The 14,249-nt window shown below is 73.0% G+C and carries 15 protein-coding genes; 10 read left to right on the top strand and 5 right to left on the bottom strand.

The window, feature by feature from the left end:
* The first annotated feature begins 5 nt into the window (after positions 1-5).
* From LRP67_RS02465 to LRP67_RS02445, 5 genes are read left to right on the top strand one after another with little or no spacing between them, the layout of a single operon-like run.
* Positions 6-1,886, top strand: coding sequence for a biotin carboxylase N-terminal domain-containing protein (locus LRP67_RS02465; protein ID WP_231268571.1), 1,881 nt, complete (start codon positions 6-8; stop codon positions 1,884-1,886).
* Positions 1,883-2,800, top strand: coding sequence for a hydroxymethylglutaryl-CoA lyase (locus LRP67_RS02460; RefSeq protein WP_231268570.1), 918 nt, complete (start codon positions 1,883-1,885; stop codon positions 2,798-2,800). Before LRP67_RS02465 ends, LRP67_RS02460 begins: the two co-directional genes overlap by 4 nt.
* A complete protein-coding gene (locus LRP67_RS02455; RefSeq protein ID WP_231268569.1) occupies positions 2,797-3,888 on the top strand; it encodes a hypothetical protein in 1,092 nt (363 codons plus the stop codon). Before LRP67_RS02460 ends, LRP67_RS02455 begins: the two co-directional genes overlap by 4 nt.
* Positions 3,888-5,009, top strand: a complete 1,122-nt coding sequence (locus LRP67_RS02450; protein WP_231268568.1) for a hypothetical protein — start codon at positions 3,888-3,890, stop codon at positions 5,007-5,009. Before LRP67_RS02455 ends, LRP67_RS02450 begins: the two co-directional genes overlap by 1 nt.
* Positions 5,006-6,220, top strand: a complete 1,215-nt coding sequence (locus LRP67_RS02445) for a hypothetical protein (protein ID WP_231268567.1) — start codon at positions 5,006-5,008, stop codon at positions 6,218-6,220. The genes LRP67_RS02450 and LRP67_RS02445 overlap by 4 nt, the downstream gene beginning before the upstream one ends.
* Here LRP67_RS02445 and LRP67_RS02440 read toward each other — a convergent pair.
* A complete protein-coding gene (locus tag LRP67_RS02440) occupies positions 6,181-6,861 on the bottom strand; it encodes an EcsC family protein (RefSeq protein ID WP_231268566.1) in 681 nt (226 codons plus the stop codon). The two genes, LRP67_RS02445 and LRP67_RS02440, sit on opposite strands and share 40 nt — an antisense overlap.
* A 44-nt stretch (positions 6,862-6,905) precedes the next feature.
* On the opposite strand from LRP67_RS02440, the gene aat reads away from it, so the two are divergent.
* Positions 6,906-7,592, top strand: coding sequence for a leucyl/phenylalanyl-tRNA--protein transferase (gene aat / locus LRP67_RS02435; protein WP_308189683.1), 687 nt, complete (start codon positions 6,906-6,908; stop codon positions 7,590-7,592).
* Between the two features lie 76 nt (positions 7,593-7,668).
* Positions 7,669-8,058 carry a hypothetical protein gene (locus LRP67_RS02430; RefSeq protein ID WP_231268565.1) on the top strand — a complete coding sequence of 130 codons (390 nt, stop codon included), beginning with the start codon at positions 7,669-7,671 and terminating at the stop codon, positions 8,056-8,058.
* A gap of 72 nt (positions 8,059-8,130) precedes the next feature.
* On the opposite strand, the gene LRP67_RS02425 is transcribed toward LRP67_RS02430, so the two are convergent.
* The gene (locus LRP67_RS02425) at positions 8,131-8,466 is read right to left on the bottom strand and encodes a rhodanese-like domain-containing protein (protein WP_231268564.1); all 336 of its coding nucleotides are present in this window, start codon (positions 8,464-8,466) and stop codon (positions 8,131-8,133) included.
* Positions 8,467-8,475: 9 nt separating this feature from the next.
* Positions 8,476-9,342, bottom strand: coding sequence for an Fpg/Nei family DNA glycosylase (locus LRP67_RS02420; RefSeq protein WP_231268563.1), 867 nt, complete (start codon positions 9,340-9,342; stop codon positions 8,476-8,478).
* 205 nt (positions 9,343-9,547) lie between these two features.
* Here LRP67_RS02420 and LRP67_RS02415 point away from each other — a divergent pair, with 205 nt between their 5' ends.
* The 3 genes from LRP67_RS02415 (at position 9,548) to LRP67_RS02405 (ending at position 12,522) form a co-directional block, all read left to right on the top strand.
* Complete coding sequence (locus LRP67_RS02415) at positions 9,548-10,738, top strand: ATP-binding protein (RefSeq protein WP_231268561.1); 1,191 nt, start codon at positions 9,548-9,550, stop codon at positions 10,736-10,738.
* A 64-nt stretch (positions 10,739-10,802) separates the two neighbouring features.
* The gene (locus tag LRP67_RS02410) at positions 10,803-11,582 is read left to right on the top strand and encodes a glycerophosphodiester phosphodiesterase family protein (RefSeq protein ID WP_231268560.1); all 780 of its coding nucleotides are present in this window, start codon (positions 10,803-10,805) and stop codon (positions 11,580-11,582) included.
* Between the two features lie 10 nt (positions 11,583-11,592).
* Entirely contained in the window at positions 11,593-12,522 is a 930-nt protein-coding gene (locus LRP67_RS02405) for a DUF5926 family protein (RefSeq protein WP_231268559.1), read from the top strand.
* 18 nt (positions 12,523-12,540) lie between these two features.
* Here the strand turns inward: LRP67_RS02405 and LRP67_RS02400 are convergent, their stop codons facing one another.
* The gene (locus tag LRP67_RS02400) at positions 12,541-12,906 is read right to left on the bottom strand and encodes a Crp/Fnr family transcriptional regulator (protein WP_231241116.1); all 366 of its coding nucleotides are present in this window, start codon (positions 12,904-12,906) and stop codon (positions 12,541-12,543) included.
* 106 nt (positions 12,907-13,012) lie between these two features.
* On the bottom strand, positions 13,013-14,227 hold the full coding sequence (locus LRP67_RS02395; protein WP_231268558.1) for an arginine deiminase: 1,215 nt from the start codon (positions 14,225-14,227) through the stop codon (positions 13,013-13,015).
* Positions 14,228-14,249: the final 22 nt, after the last annotated feature.

Here is a 14,249-nt window from a genome sequence, read left to right as displayed (position 1 = left end):
CTTTCATGAAGACCCTCCTCATCGCCAACCGCGGCGAGATCGCCGTCCGCGTCATGCGGACGGCACGCGCCATGGGCATCCGCACGGTCGCGCTGTTCACCGACCTCGACCACGCCGCGCCGCACGTGCGCGCCGCCGACGAGGCGGTGCGGGTCGAGAGCTACCTCGACATCGACGCCGTCGTCGCCGCGGCCCGCCGGTCGGGTGCCGACGCGGTGCACCCCGGCTACGGCTTCCTGTCCGAACGGGCGCCGTTCGCCGCCGCCCTGGAGGCCGCCGGCATCACGCTCGTGGGCCCCTCGGCGGCGGTCATGGAGCAGATGGGCCGCAAGGACGCCGCCCGCGAGATCGCCGTCGCCGCCGGGGTGCCGGTCGTGCCGCGCGGCGAGGACGCCGGCTACCCCGTCCTGGTCAAGGCCGCTGCCGGCGGCGGGGGCAAGGGGATGCGCATCGTCCGGTCCGCCGACGAGTACGACGAGGCGGTCGCGGCCGCGCGCCGCGAGGCGCTCTCGGCGTTCGGCGACGACACCATGCTCGTGGAGAAGTACGTCGAGCACGGTCGTCACATCGAGGTCCAGGTGCTCGCCGACGCCCACGGCCACGTCGTGCACCTCTTCGAGCGCGACTGCTCGACGCAGCGCCGCCACCAGAAGGTCCTGGAGGAGGCGCCCGCGCCCACGATCACGCCGGAGGTGCGCGAGCTCGTCACGACGAGCGCGGTCGCGCTGGCCCGCCACGTCGGCTACGAGAACGCCGGCACGGTGGAGTTCCTGCTCGACAGTGACACGGGCGAGGCGTACTTCCTGGAGATGAACACCCGGCTGCAGGTCGAGCACCCCGTCACGGAGGCGACGGTGCTGATCAAGGGGCAGGCCCTGGACCTGGTGGAGCTCCAGCTCCGCGTCGCCGCCGGCGAGCCGCTGCCACTCACCCAGGCCGACGTCACGGTCAGCGGCCACGCGATCGAGGCCCGCGTCTACGCCGAGGACTCCTTCGGCGGCTTCCTGCCGCAGGCCGGCACGGCGAGCATCGTGCGCTGGCCGGCGGGCCCGGGCGTCCGCGTCGACCACGCCCTGGAGAGCCGCCAGGTCGTCAGCACGTCGTACGACCCCATGCTCGGCAAGGTCATCGCCCACGGTCGCGACCGCGAGAGCGCCCGCGCCGCGCTCGTGGCCGCGTTGGAGGAGACCGCCGTCCTCGGGCTCACCACCAACACCGGGTTCCTGCGCGAGCTGGTGGCGAGCGAGGAGTTCCGCGACGCGGCCATCGACACCGCCTGGCTCGACCACCACGAGGTCCCCGCACCCGACGCCGACGTGCCTCGGGCGATGGCCGCCTGGGTCTCGGCCATGATCACCGCCTTGGACAGCGTCACCCACGGGGGGCACCCTTTCCAAGCCGACGGCTTCCGGCTCGGCGGCCCGCCCGCGCCCACCCTGGTCGAGCTCGACCGGGACGTCTTCGTCGATCGCCACGCCGGCACCGTCGACGGCGTCCCGTTCGTGATGCTGAGCGCCGAGGACCACGTCATCGAGGCGATCGTCGACGGCCGTCGCCAGCACGCGGTCGTCAACGTGCAGCCCGACGTCGTCGACGTGTCCTTCCGCGGCCAGCGCTTCGTGCTGACCCCGCCCGACCGCCTCGCCGACACGATCGCGGTCGGTGACGGCATCCTGCTCGCGCCGATGCCCGGCATCGTCCTCGAGGTCCGCGTGGCCGAGGGCGAGGTGGTGGCCGAGGGCGACGTGCTGGGCATGATGGAGGCCATGAAGATGGAGCTCACGCTCAAGGCACCGTTCGCCGGCACGGTCACGACCGTCGGGGCCGCCGCCGGCCAGCAGGTCGCGCTCGGCGCCCGGCTGTTCGTCGTGGAGGGGGAGTCGTGACGCTCCCCGACCGGGTCACGATCTACGAGGTCGGCCCCCGCGACGGCCTACAGAACGAGTCGACGCTCGTGCCCACCGACGTCAAGGCCCGGTTCGTACGCCGCCTGGTCGCCGCCGGCCTGCCGGTCGTCGAGGCCACGAGCTTCGTCCACCCCCGATGGGTGCCGCAGCTGGCCGACGCCGCGGACCTGATGGGGCTCCTGGGAGAGGAGGGCCGCGCCCACCCCGTGCTCGTGCCCAACGAGCGCGGCCTGGACCGCGCCCTGGAGCTCGGGATGCGTCACATCGCGATCTTCGGCTCGGCGACCGAGACCTTCGCCCAGAAGAACCTCAACCGCAGCCTGGACGAGCAGTTCGCGATGTTCGAGCCCACCGTGCGCCGCGCCCGCGAGGCGGGGCTCGACGTCCGCGCCTACGTGTCGATGTGCTTCGGCGACCCCTGGGAGGGGGCCGTGCCGGTCGAGCAGGTCGTCGGGGTCGGCACTCGGCTCTTCGACCTGGGCGCGAGCCAGCTCAGCCTGGGCGACACGATCGGCGTCGGCACCGCCCACCAGGTCACCGCCCTGGTCGAGGCTTTCGTGGCCGCCGGCATGACCACCGACCAGCTCGCCCTGCACTTCCACGACACCTACGGCCAGGCCCTCGCCAACGCCTATGCGGGGCTCCAGGCCGGCATCACCACCTACGACGCCAGCGCCGGCGGCCTGGGCGGCTGCCCCTACGCCAAGAGCGCTACCGGCAACCTCGCCACGGAGGACCTGGTGTGGCTCCTCACCGGCCTCGGCATCCACCACGGCGTCGACCTGGACGCCCTGGTCGCGACCAGTGCGTGGATGGCCCAGCAGCTCGGGCGGCCCAGCCCCTCCGCCGTGGTGCGGGCGCTGTCGCCGGGTGCGGCACAATCATCAGAGTGAGTGCGACCAGACGCGTCTTCCTGCACGTCGGTGCCCCCAAGACCGGCACGACGTACCTCCAGGACCGCCTCATGCTCAATGCGCGCACGCTCGCCGAGCACGACGTGCACTTCCCGTCGCGGATGCCGCGCGTCGACGCCTCGCTGTTCCACTTCCGCGCCGCCCTCGACCTGCTCGACCAGGACTGGGGCGGACCGCCGGGCCATGCCAAGGGCAGCTGGGACGCGCTCGTACGCCGGGTCCGTCGCCGCAGCGGCACCGTGGTCATCAGCCACGAGATCCTGGCGCCCGCGCCGCTCGACGCCATCAGGCAGGCCAAGCGCGACCTCGCCGGGTCCGAGATCCACATCGTCTACAGCGCCCGGGACCTGGCGCGGCAGATCCCGGCGGCGTGGCAGGAGTCGGTCAAGCAGGGCCGCAAGTGGACCTACCGTCGCTACCTGGACCGCATCGAGCACGGGAAGCCGTGGTTCTACCGCGCCTTCGACCTGCCGAACGTGTTGAGCGCCTGGGGTGCGGGCCTGGACCCCGCGCACGTCCACATCGTGACCGTCCCGCGGTCGGGAGCGCCCGTCGACGAGCTCTGGCTGCGCTTCTGCCGGGTGCTGGGCATCGACCCGGCGTGGACGCCGGAGGACAGCGACCGGGTCAACGAGTCCCTCGGGGTCGCCGAGACCCAGGTCATCCGCCAGCTCAACCGGAGGATGGACCGGGCGACCCGGCGCGAGTCGACCTTCGACGAGCTCATCCGCGAGATGCTGGCGCAGAACGAGCTGGTCGGCCGCATCTCTCCGTCGGTGCGGATGCCGCCGCGGCTGCTGCCCTGGGCTCAGGACGAGACCGCGCGCTGGGTGGAGTGGATCGAGCAGAGCGGCGTCGACGTCGTCGGCGACGTCGCCGACCTGACCCCGCTGCCCCTGGCCGAGGACGAGACGTTCGTCGACCCCGACAAGGTCTCGGTCAAGCAGCAGCTGCGGGTCTCGATGGACGCGCTCGCGGCGATGACCCGCGAGGCCGCCCGGCGGCGCGACCCGGACCAGGCGCTGCTGCGCAAGGTCCGCAACCAGGCGAAGCGGATCCGCGAGTAGTGAACGGCGTCGACGGGCACCGCCGCGCGTGGGGCTGGGTCGCCCACCTGCGCGGTGGCGGCACCACCCCCTGGTCGGCGTGGGCAGGGCAGGGCGAGCGCCGCGGCGCTTACCTGCCCGGCGCCCAGCAGCTGGAGCTGCTGCGCCGGCTCAACCTGGCCGGCTCGCCCGGGCCCGGGCTGGTCGAGCGGGTGCTCGCGGCGAGCGCCCCGGGGCGCGGCAGCCCCGACCTGGAGCTGGTCGGTGCCGACGGCGGCTCTGCCTTCGGTCCCCGCCCGGTCGACCCGGCCGGGCTGCCCGACGCCGAGCTGACCCGGGTGGCGAGCAGCCTGCTCGCCGACGACCTGGTGGCCGCGGGCACTCCGCCGCGGCGCTCGCCGGCCTTGGTGCGACCGTGGCGAACCCGCTACCGCCTCGTCGGCGACCCGTGGCTGGCCGACCCGGTGCGCGACGCCCTGATCGCCCGCGGCCGCCCGCCCGGGGGGCGCGGCAGCACGATCCTCGTCCTCGGCACCGACCTGGCCACGATGGTCACCGACGCCTGGACCTCTCGCGCCTTCGACGACGGCGGGCCGGCGTGGCGGGAGTGGCTGGACCCGCTGGCCGCCGCCCGCGCGCTGCCCCGACGGGTCAACCTGGAGCGGGCCGCCGCCACCTGGACCGAGCGCGTCGGGGCCGCGCGCGTCGGCATCGTCGTCGACGCCGCCCGGCTGCCCCGCCTGGTCGGCCTACGGCGCCCGCTGCCGGCCGCGCCCCGCCCGGCCGCCGACGCCGTCGACCTCGCCCGGCGCGTCGCCGCGGTCCTCGGCATCCTGGTCCTCCCGCCTCGCCGCGCCGAGCTGCTGCGCCACACGCTGCTGCCGCGGCTGCTCGACGCGCCCGGCCGCCCGCTCGCCGTACCGGCCGAGCACGCCGACTGGGTCGTGGAGCGGGCCACCCGGCTGCGCGACGTGCTCCTACGCGCTGGCTACGCTGTCCATGGGGACCCGGATCTGCTCGTCCCGCGCCGTGCGGACCTCACGGTGGCGGGTGCTGAGCCGACCGAGGCGGGAGTGCTGGGTCTCGCGGTCCGGCTGCTGCTCGGCTGGGACCGGTCGGCGGACAGGGAGGAGCAACGATGACGCGGCGCGTGCTGCTGCATGTCGGCACCCCCAAGACCGGCACGTCGTACCTGCAGGACGTGCTCTTCCGCAACCGCCGCACCCTGGCGTCGGCCGGGATCCTCTACCCCGCGGACCGTTTCGACGCGCACTTCCTGGCCGCGCTCGACCTGATGCGGCTCCCGTGGGGAGGGCTGCAGAGCGAGGCGATCGGCGCCTGGGACCGCCTGGCCGAGCAGGTTCGCGAGCACGACGGCACCACGATCATCAGCCACGAGATCCTCGCCGCGGCGTCCCGCTCGCAGGTGGGCCACGCCCTGGAGTCGCTGGGTCACGGCAGCGGCACCGAGGTCCATCTGGTGTTGTCCGTGCGTGACCTGGTGCGCCAGATCCCGGCCGAGTGGCAGGAGAACGTCAAGCACCGCAGCAGCATCAGCTACGCCAGGTTCCTGGAGCAGATCCAGGACCCCGAGCGCGGCAGCCGGATCGCGAGCTGGTTCTGGAGCGTCCAGGAGATCCCGGACATCCTCAATCGCTGGGGCCACGACCTGCCGCCCGAGCGGGTGCACCTGGTCACGGTGCCGCCGTCCGGTGGTGACCGGGTGCTGCTGTGGAAGAGGTTCAGCCAGGTGCTGGGCCTCGACGGCCTCGACCTCGACCTCGAGGCCGAGCGGGTCAACCCCTCACTGGGGGTGCCGGAGACCGCGCTGATCCGCCGCATCAACCGCTCGGCCAACCGGGTCCTCGCACCGGCCGACTACCGGCCGCTGGTGCGCGAGCTGCTCGCCCACCAGACTCTGTCGGCCCGCACGCGCTCGCCCCGTCTGGGCCTGCCGCCCGACGTGCACCCGTGGGCGCGCGAGCTCGAGGACGCATGGATCGCGGAGATCCGGGCGCGCCGCTACGACGTGGTGGGCGACCTCGAGGACCTGCGCGGAGGTCCGCCTCCGGCGCGGTGGGCCGACCCCGACGCGCCCTCGGAGAAGCAGGTCGCGGGCGCGGCCGTGGACGCGATCAAGGCGCTGCTGCTCGAGAACGCCCGGCTCCAGCAGGAGGCCGGCGCCCTCCGCGGCCAGCTCGACGAGGCCCATGCGGCGCTCGAGCGGTCCTACCTGCGACCGACGTACCGGCTGCGCGAGAAGGCCGTGCGCCGCCTGCAGACCTCCGCCGTCGGCCGCCAGGCGCTGCGGGTCTACCGCTTGGCGCGGGGCAGGAACTCGCGGTCGGCGTAGCGGCCGACCTTCCAGGTGAGGTAGCCGTCGGCGCCCATGCCGACGACCCCGCCCACGACCGGCACCCGGCGCCCCACGGTGACCGCCAGGCGCTTCCCGGCGACCTTGGCGATCAGGTCCGAGGCGACCTCGGTGGAGATCAGCAGGTCCAGGGAGGGGTCGTGCTGCAGGGCGGTGGCCAGCGCCATCGGCGGCGCGGGCAGTTTCTTCTTCTTGACCAGGGAGCTCACCGAGTCCTCGCCGAGCATCGCCACCAGCAGCCCGTTGCGCACGCGCGGGTCGTCGAGGTCGTAGCCGCGCAGGTGCGCGATGCCGGCGATCATCCGGCACTGGATCAGCGCCAGTCCGGTGATGTTGGTGGGGATCGTCAGCGCGGCCGTGACCAGCCCGCCGATGTTGGTGACGAAGCCCTGGGCGCCGGCGTAGCGGACATGGTTCTCGATCAGCTCGTGGACGGCCTTGTCGACGTCGCCGCGCTGCTCGGCGAGCTGTCGGTCGGCGGCCTTGGCTGCGGGGGGCAGCGGGCCGATGCCGACGATCGCGCGGTGCAGCGCCTCGCGCACGAACGAGGCGGTCAGCCCCGGGGCGAATCCGGCCATCTTGGGGGCGAGCTGCTTGCCGACGCGCGCGGTGAGTCCCATGCCGTCGATCCTAGGAGTCGGGGGAAGGGGCTACGGTCGTCGCCGTGCCCGTCGAGCCCGTGGAGCCGCCGCCCACCAGGTGGGTCTTCGGCGACCCCGGGCGCTTCGACCCGGACGACGACCTGGTCGGGATCGGGGCCGACCTCGAGCCGGGCACGCTCCTGGCGGCGTATCGGCGCGGCATGTTCCCGATGCCGGTCGACGATCGGGGCGGGCCGATGTACTGGTTCAGCCCGGTGGAGCGCGGCGTGCTGCCGCTCGACGGACTCGTCGTGTCCCGCTCGCTGCGCCGGGCCGTGCGGGACTTCGAGATCCGGGTCGACACCGCGCTGCCGGAGGTGATCGACGCCTGCGCCGACCCGCGGCGCCCGTCGGGCTGGATCGACCGGGACATCCGGTCGGCGTACCTGCGGCTGCACGACCTCGGGTGGGTGCACTCGGTGGAGGCCTGGCGCGCCGGCGTGCTGGAGGGCGGGCTGTACGGCGTCGCGATCGGCGGGCTGTTCGCCGGCGAGTCGATGTTCCACCGGGCGCGCGACGCCTCGAAGGTGGCCCTCGTCGGGCTGGTCGACCTGCTGCGCGACGAGCATGCAGACGACCGGCTGGTCGACACCCAGTGGGTCACGCCGCACCTCGCCTCGCTGGGAGTACGGCCGATGCCGCGTCAGGAGTACCTCGCGCGGCTTCCCGCGCTGCTCACCGTGCCGCCGCCTCGGCGTCTCACCTCGTGAGGGGTGGGAGGAGTGAAGGTGGCCCGTACGGGGTAGGTACCACCTTCATCCCACGAACCCTGAGGAGATCCACCGCATGAAGATCGCCCTGCTCGCCGCCAGCCTCGTCCTCGTCGGCGGCACCGCCACCGCGTGTGGTGGGGCCCCGACGGATGCGTCGAAGGAGGACTTCTGTGCCTCGTTCACCAAGATCAACGAGTCGGCGTCGGGCAGCGCCGGCGAGGAGCCGACCAAGGACGACATCAAGAAGGTCAAGGACGCGGTGAAGGACTTCGAGGAGACCGGCACCCCCGAGGACATCCCGGACGACGCCCGCGAGGGCTTCGAGATCTTCACCGAGGCCGTCGCGGACATCGACGACGACGCCAGCGCCAAGGACCTCGACGAGCTCGACAGCATCAGCGGCGACGACGAGAAGAAGTTCGACGCCTTCGGCGAGTACGTCACCGAGACCTGCGCGGAGTGACGCCGTCGCCGCGGGGCCGGGGCCACGAGCTGGTCCCGGCCCCGCGGCCCTCCCGGAAGCTCGGGCGCCGGGTCAGACGACCTGCGGGGGCTGCCCGGTGTCGCTGACCATGGGGCGCCCGGCGGCCTCCCACTCCAGCATCCCGCCGTCGAGGTTGACGACGTCGTACCCCTGCTCGACGAGGTAGGCCACCGCCTGCGCGGAGCGCCCGCCCACCTTGCAGACCACGAGCGTCTGCTCGCGTGGCAGGTCGGCCACTCGCTGCGGCAGCTCCATCAGCGGGACGTGCACGGCACCCTCGATGTGGCCGTGCGCCCACTCGACGGGCTCTCGGACGTCGAGGACGGCAAGGCCCTCGGGCAGGGGGTCGGGGACGCCGTCGATGGACACGGTGGGGATCGCGGTCATGGGTCCAACCTATTTCAACAGCCTGCTCATGCGGCGATCGGCCAGCGGTTTGCCGCCGGTCTGGCAGGTGGGGCAGTACTGCAGGCTGGAGTCGGCGAAGGACACCTCGCGCACGGTGTCGCCGCACACCGGGCACGGCTTGCCGGTCTGGCCGTGAACGGCCAGATGGGACTTCTTCTCGCCCTTGAGCTCGCTCGCGGCGAGGCCGCGGGAGCGGTCGACGGCCTCGCCGAGGACGCCGCGGACGGCGGCGTAGAGCGTGTGCAGCTCCTCGTCGTCGAGGCTGTTGGCCGGCTTGAACGGCGACATCCGCGCCGCGTGCAGCAGCTCGTCGGAGTAGGCGTTGCCGATGCCGGCGATGGTGCCCTGGTGGCGCAGCACGCCCTTGAGCTGCTTGCGCCCCTCGCGCTGCAGGATCTCGCTCAGGACCTCGATCGTGAACTCGTCGGCGAGCGGGTCCGGCCCCAGCCGGGCGATGCCGGGGACGTCGGCGGGGGTGCGCACGACGTACATGGCCAGGCTCTTCTTCGTGCCGGCCTCCGTCACGTCGAGGCCGGAGCCGTCGTCGAGGACGATGCGCACGGCCAGCGGCGACTTGGCACTCGGCTTGGGCGGCAGCGCGGGCACCTCGTCGCGCCAGCGGACCCAGCCCGCGCGGGCCAGGTGGAGCACCAGGTGCAGGCCGGAGGCGTCGATGTCGAGGAACTTGCCGTGTCGGGTCACGTCGTCGACCAGCGTGCCCTCCAGCGCGCCGAGCGGCGGGTCGTAGGTCTTGAGCGCGCTGAACGCCGCGACGTGCACCTTGGTGATCGCGCGCCCGTCCAGCCGACCCCGCAGGTCCAGGGCCAGCGCTTCCACCTCGGGCAACTCGGGCACGACCCCGAGTCTAGGAGCACCCCGCGAGACAACGGGCGGTTGCGACCCGAGGGTTCTGGGGAGTTGCTGTCGCTTCTGGCGGGTTTTTCTGGCCCAGAAGCGCCGGGTTATCAGCAGATGCTGGTAAGCCTGCACGCTCGACCGGGCTACCCCTCCCGCGCGTCACTCTAAGAATTTCCCTAGATAGCCGGATACCGTCCTCGACATGGACCCGATCCGCAACCCGTACGCGCCGGGGGCCGGCCAGCGACCACCGGAGCTTGCGGGGCGTGACGAGCAGCTGGCGGCGTTCGACGTGGTCCTGGAGCGGGTGGCGAGGGGGCGACCGGAGCGGTCGCTGGTGCTGACCGGCCTGCGCGGCGTCGGCAAGACCGTGCTGCTCAACGCGCTGCGCTCGCAGGCGGTCCGCAAGGGCTGGGGCACCGGCAAGCTCGAGGCGCGCCCCGACCAGCGCCTGCGCCGGCCGCTGAGCAGCGCGCTGCACCAGGCCGTCCGCGAGCTCGGCCACCCGGCGCCGGACCAGGCCGACCACGTGCTCGGGGTCCTGCGTGGCTTCGCCCAGCGCGAGGCGGGGCCGCAGGCCAAGCTGCGCGACCAGTGGAGCCCGGGCATCGACGTCCCCGCGGTGCGCGGCCGTGCGGACTCCGGTGACATCGAGATCGACCTCGTGGAGCTGCTCACCGACGTCGGCGGGCTGGCCGCGGACCTCGGCAAGGGGGTCGCGGTGTTCCTCGACGAGATGCAGGACCTCGGGCCTGACGACGTCTCGGCGCTGTGCGCCGCCTGCCACGAGATCAGCCAGTCGGGGCTACCGGTCATCGTCGTCGGTGCCGGCCTGCCGCACCTGCCCGCCGTACTGTCGGCGAGCAAGTCCTACTCCGAGCGGCTCTTCTCCTACCAGCGCATCGACCGGCTCGACCGGGCCGAGGCCGACCGCGCGCTCACCGCCCCGGCCGCGAGCGAGGACGCGACCTTCACCGACGATGCGCTCTCGACGATGTACGACGCCACGGGCGGTTACCCGTACTTCATCCAGGCCTACGGCAAGACCGTGTGGGACCTCGCGCCCCGCTCGCCCATCACCGCCCAGGACGTCGCCGTCGCCGCGCCGGAGGCCGAGCGGGAGCTGGCCGTGGGGTTCTTCGGCAGCCGCTACGACCGGGCCACACCCGGCGAGCGCGACTACCTTCGGGCGATGGCCGACGCCGCCGCGGACGACGCCGACGCCGTGGGGTCGGTCCCCACGGCCGACGTCGCGGCGGTGCTCGGCAAGAAGCCGCAGTCGCTCTCGCCGGCGCGCGACTCCCTGCTCAAGAAGGGCCTGATCTACTCCGGGGAGCGTGGCCGGATCGCGTTCACGGTGCCGCACTTCGGCAGGTTCCTGCGCTCACGCTGACGCCCAGGCGGCGGAGCGCGGGGCCGATGCGGCAACGGCGCCCGATTCAGGCAACACTGGTGTCATGAGGCCGCAGGTCGTCGCTCATCGCGGGGCGAGCCACGAGATCGCCGAGCACACCCTCGGTGCCTACCTGGCGGCGCTCGACGGCGGCGCGGAGGGCCTGGAGTGCGACGTCCGGCTCACCGCCGACGGGCATCTCGTGTGCGTGCACGACCGCGACCTGCGGCGTACGGCGAGCCGCAAGGGCGCGATCTCCACGCTCGACCTGGCCGACCTCTCCGAGCTCGACTTCGCCTCCTGGAAGAACCCCTGGTCGGAGCTCGACGACGAGGCGCCGGACCGCGACGACGAGCTCGGCCGGGTCCTGACGCTGCGCAAGCTCCTGGAGACCGTCGCCGACTACGACCGGCGCATCGAGGTGGCGATCGAGACCAAGCACCCCACCCGGTACGGCGGTCTGGTCGAGAAGCGGCTCGTGGAGATGCTCCGAGACTTCGGCTGGGACCGGGCAGGGTCGCCGGTGCGGGTGATGAGCTTCTCGTTCACGGCGCTCCAGCGGGTCGAGCGGATGGCACCGGACATCCCGTTGGTGCAGCTCATCGAGCACGCCGTCAGCTGGCCGATGCTGCGCCGGGTCATCGGCAAGGACTGGATCGTCGGGCCCGGGATCGACGAGCTGCGCGATAGCCCCCGCTTCGCCCGCCGCATCGCGCGCAGCGGCCACGAGGTGCACGTGTGGACCGTCAACACGCCGGAGGATCTCGAGCTCTGCCAGAGCCTGGGGGCCTCGGCGGTCATCAGCGACCGCCCGGCGTACATGCTCGAGCTGCTCGCCCAGTAGGTTCGAGGGCATGGCCAAGCGCAACCGCAGCATCCGACGTGAGAACCTCCCCGCCGGCGAGGTCGGCCCCCGCGAGCCGTGCCCGTGCGGCTCGGGCAAGCGCTACAAGGCCTGCCACGGCGCCAAGGGCGGCGCCTCTGACGTCTTCGTGGGCCGTCCGTTCGAGGGCCTGCCGTCGGAGTGCGACGTGGTCGCGATGCGCGAGCTGGTGCCCGCCGCCACCGCGCCGCTGAACGTGCCGTCCGCCGGTGACCGCAAGGTCCTGCTCTGCTCGCTGCTGCCGATGGCCGTCCCCGCGATGTCGCGCGACAGCGGCGAGGTGTGGCTGGGCCTGCAGGTGCAGCACAACTACGGCGACCCCTCGCGCGACCTGGCGGCCGTGCTGACCCGCGCGCTGGAGTCCCAGCCGGGCATCGTGGGGCTCACCGAGGCGCCGGGGGAGGGCCCGCGCCTGCAGGACCTGGTCGCGGGGGACTCGCTGGACGTCACCGTCCACGACGGCTTCGAGTTCTGGGTCGCCGACGTCGAGGACACCACCGGGATGGAGTCCGCCCTCGAGCAGGCCAACCAGCAGGCCACCCCGACGGCGCGACTGTCCTCGGTCGAGGCGGCGTACTGGACCAACGTGGGCACCAAGGAGCACCTGCGCTGGGTCATGCCCGAGCCCGAGGACCAGCTTCTCGACGCGCTCGCGCGCCTGCACGCCGCCGGCCAGGACAGCATCGCGACGGACTCGCGCCTGGTGGGCATGTTCCGGGCCCACGGACTGCTCGCCCCGGTCTGGGACCTGCCGGTCGGCACCGGCCCGGAGGTGCTCGAGGACAGCGCCGCGGCCTTCGCCAAGGACCTTGCCGAGGCGCTCGCCGACACCTCGGACCTCACCACCGAGCAGCGCGCCGCGCGCTCGGGCCTGGCCAACCGTCAGGTCACCATCCGCTGATGCTCACCCCGGGCGCGCTCACCCCAGGCGCGACTCGGCCACCGCGGCGAGGGCGTCCTTGAACGACGGCATCTCCTCGCACAGCTCGCGGACCGTCTCGTCGGTGAAATGGATGGCCTCGAGCGGCGTGAGCGCCACGATCGAGGCGTTGCGGAGCTTGTGGCCGATGATCGCCTGCTCGCCCATGACGTCGCCGGGACCGAGCTGGGCGATCTCCTCGCCGCCCCGGCGCACCGACACGGTGCCGTCGATCAGGATGTAGGCCTTGTCGGCGGGCGTCCGCTCCCAGATCGGCGACCAGCCCTCGGGCAGTCGGACGTGCCGTCCCCGTGCGCTGATCCTGGCCACTTCCTGCGGCGTGAACGTGTCGAAGAACGATGCCATCTGACCGACCCTTCCGATGTGGGGCCCTCCCCAGGAGGGGATGATCCCCGAGCGCCGGGTCGCCTGTCCAGCGCGCCGCACCGTCGGCGCGGCCGACCTGCCGACCTCAGCCGAGCGGGTCGCGGGCGACGGGACAGCTCATGCACCGTGGCCCGCCGCGACCCGAGCCGAGCTCGGAGCCGGCGATCCGGACGACCTCGATGCCGGCATCCTCCAGGCGGGCGTTGGTCTCGTCGTTGCGCTCGTAGGCCACGGCCACCCGCGGCGCCAGGGCCAGGGTGTTGTTGCCGTCGTCCCACTGCTCGCGCTCGGCGGTCACGGGGTCCAGGCCGGTGTCGATCTGGTGCAGCTCGTCGATGGCCATCGCCTTCGCGGCGGCGATGAGGAACGGCTCGGCGTCGGCCACCTGCAGCAGCAGGGCGCCGTCGTCGGTGCGCCCGTCGGCCGTGACGGCGTACGCCGTCAGCGAGTGGGCGATGTTGGGGTACATCACGACCTTGTCGACGTCGACCATCGTGCAGACGGTGTCGAGGTGCATCGTCGCGCGCTCCTGCGCGATGGGCACGGCGAGCACGGTGTCGGCCAGCGACGCCTCGAAGACCTGACGCGCCAGCCGCTCCACGCCGGCGGGCGTCGTCCGCTCGCCGACGCCGACCGCGATGACGCGCGGCGCCAGGAGCAGCACGTCGCCGCCCTCGACGTGCTCGAACTCGTGGCCGAGGATCCGGGGCGTGTCGGCGAAGCGCGGGTGCAGGCCGTAGATCAGCTCGGTCAGCTGCGACTCGCGCTTGCGCGCCGGCATCGCCAGCGAGGTGATCGCGATCCGGTCGTGCACCCACACCGAGGAGTCGCGCGTGAACAGCAGGTTGGGCAGCGGGTCGACGAGGAAGTCGTCGTGCGCCAGCAGGGACGTGACCAGCCCGAATCCGCCGCGGACCTCGTCGTTGCGGATGCCGGCGGTGAGATAGCCGGTCAGGTCCTCGGCGGTCGCGTCGTGCAGCGCCCCCTTGAGGTAGCCGCGCATGGTCTCGCCGAGGTCGAGGCCGGCCAGGGCGGTGGCGATCGCGCTGTCGCGGGCCTCCTGGGTCTCGAGCGTCTCGGTCAGCAGGTCGGTGAGGTAGAGCACCTCGACGTCGCGCGCGCGCAGGGCCTCGGCGAACTCGTCGTGCTCGTCCTGCGCCCGAGCGACCCACGGGATCCCGTCGAAGAGCAGCTTGTCGTTGTTGCGGGGCGTCAGGCGCTTCAGCTCGTTGCCGGGCCGGTGCAGCATCACCGTCCGCAGTCGGCCGACCTCGCTGTCGGCGCCGTGGGTCGCAGTCATGGCGGCCAGCCTAGGGGGCGGT

It is taken from the genome of Nocardioides sp. cx-169 (assembly GCF_021083605.1).
Taxonomy (GTDB): domain Bacteria; phylum Actinomycetota; class Actinomycetes; order Propionibacteriales; family Nocardioidaceae; genus Nocardioides.
Note: the sequence above shows the minus strand (reverse complement) of the source record. Positions and strands in the feature narration are given on the sequence as shown.

Bases quoted from the DNA above. Each gene is read 5' to 3' on its own strand.
- LRP67_RS02465 (WP_231268571.1), top strand. From the start codon at position 6: ATGAAGACCCTCCTCATCGCCAACCGCGGCGAGATCGCCGTCCGCGTC.
- LRP67_RS02445 (WP_231268567.1), top strand. From the start codon at position 5,006: ATGACGCGGCGCGTGCTGCTGCATGTCGGCACCCCCAAGACCGGCACG.
- LRP67_RS02440 (WP_231268566.1), bottom strand. From the start codon at position 6,861: ATGGGACTCACCGCGCGCGTCGGCAAGCAGCTCGCCCCCAAGATGGCC.
- LRP67_RS02430 (WP_231268565.1), top strand. From the start codon at position 7,669: ATGAAGATCGCCCTGCTCGCCGCCAGCCTCGTCCTCGTCGGCGGCACC.
- LRP67_RS02425 (WP_231268564.1), bottom strand. From the start codon at position 8,466: ATGACCGCGATCCCCACCGTGTCCATCGACGGCGTCCCCGACCCCCTG.
- LRP67_RS02415 (WP_231268561.1), top strand. From the start codon at position 9,548: ATGGACCCGATCCGCAACCCGTACGCGCCGGGGGCCGGCCAGCGACCA.
- LRP67_RS02410 (WP_231268560.1), top strand. From the start codon at position 10,803: ATGAGGCCGCAGGTCGTCGCTCATCGCGGGGCGAGCCACGAGATCGCC.
- LRP67_RS02405 (WP_231268559.1), top strand. From the start codon at position 11,593: ATGGCCAAGCGCAACCGCAGCATCCGACGTGAGAACCTCCCCGCCGGC.
- LRP67_RS02400 (WP_231241116.1), bottom strand. From the start codon at position 12,906: ATGGCATCGTTCTTCGACACGTTCACGCCGCAGGAAGTGGCCAGGATC.
- LRP67_RS02395 (WP_231268558.1), bottom strand. From the start codon at position 14,227: ATGACTGCGACCCACGGCGCCGACAGCGAGGTCGGCCGACTGCGGACG.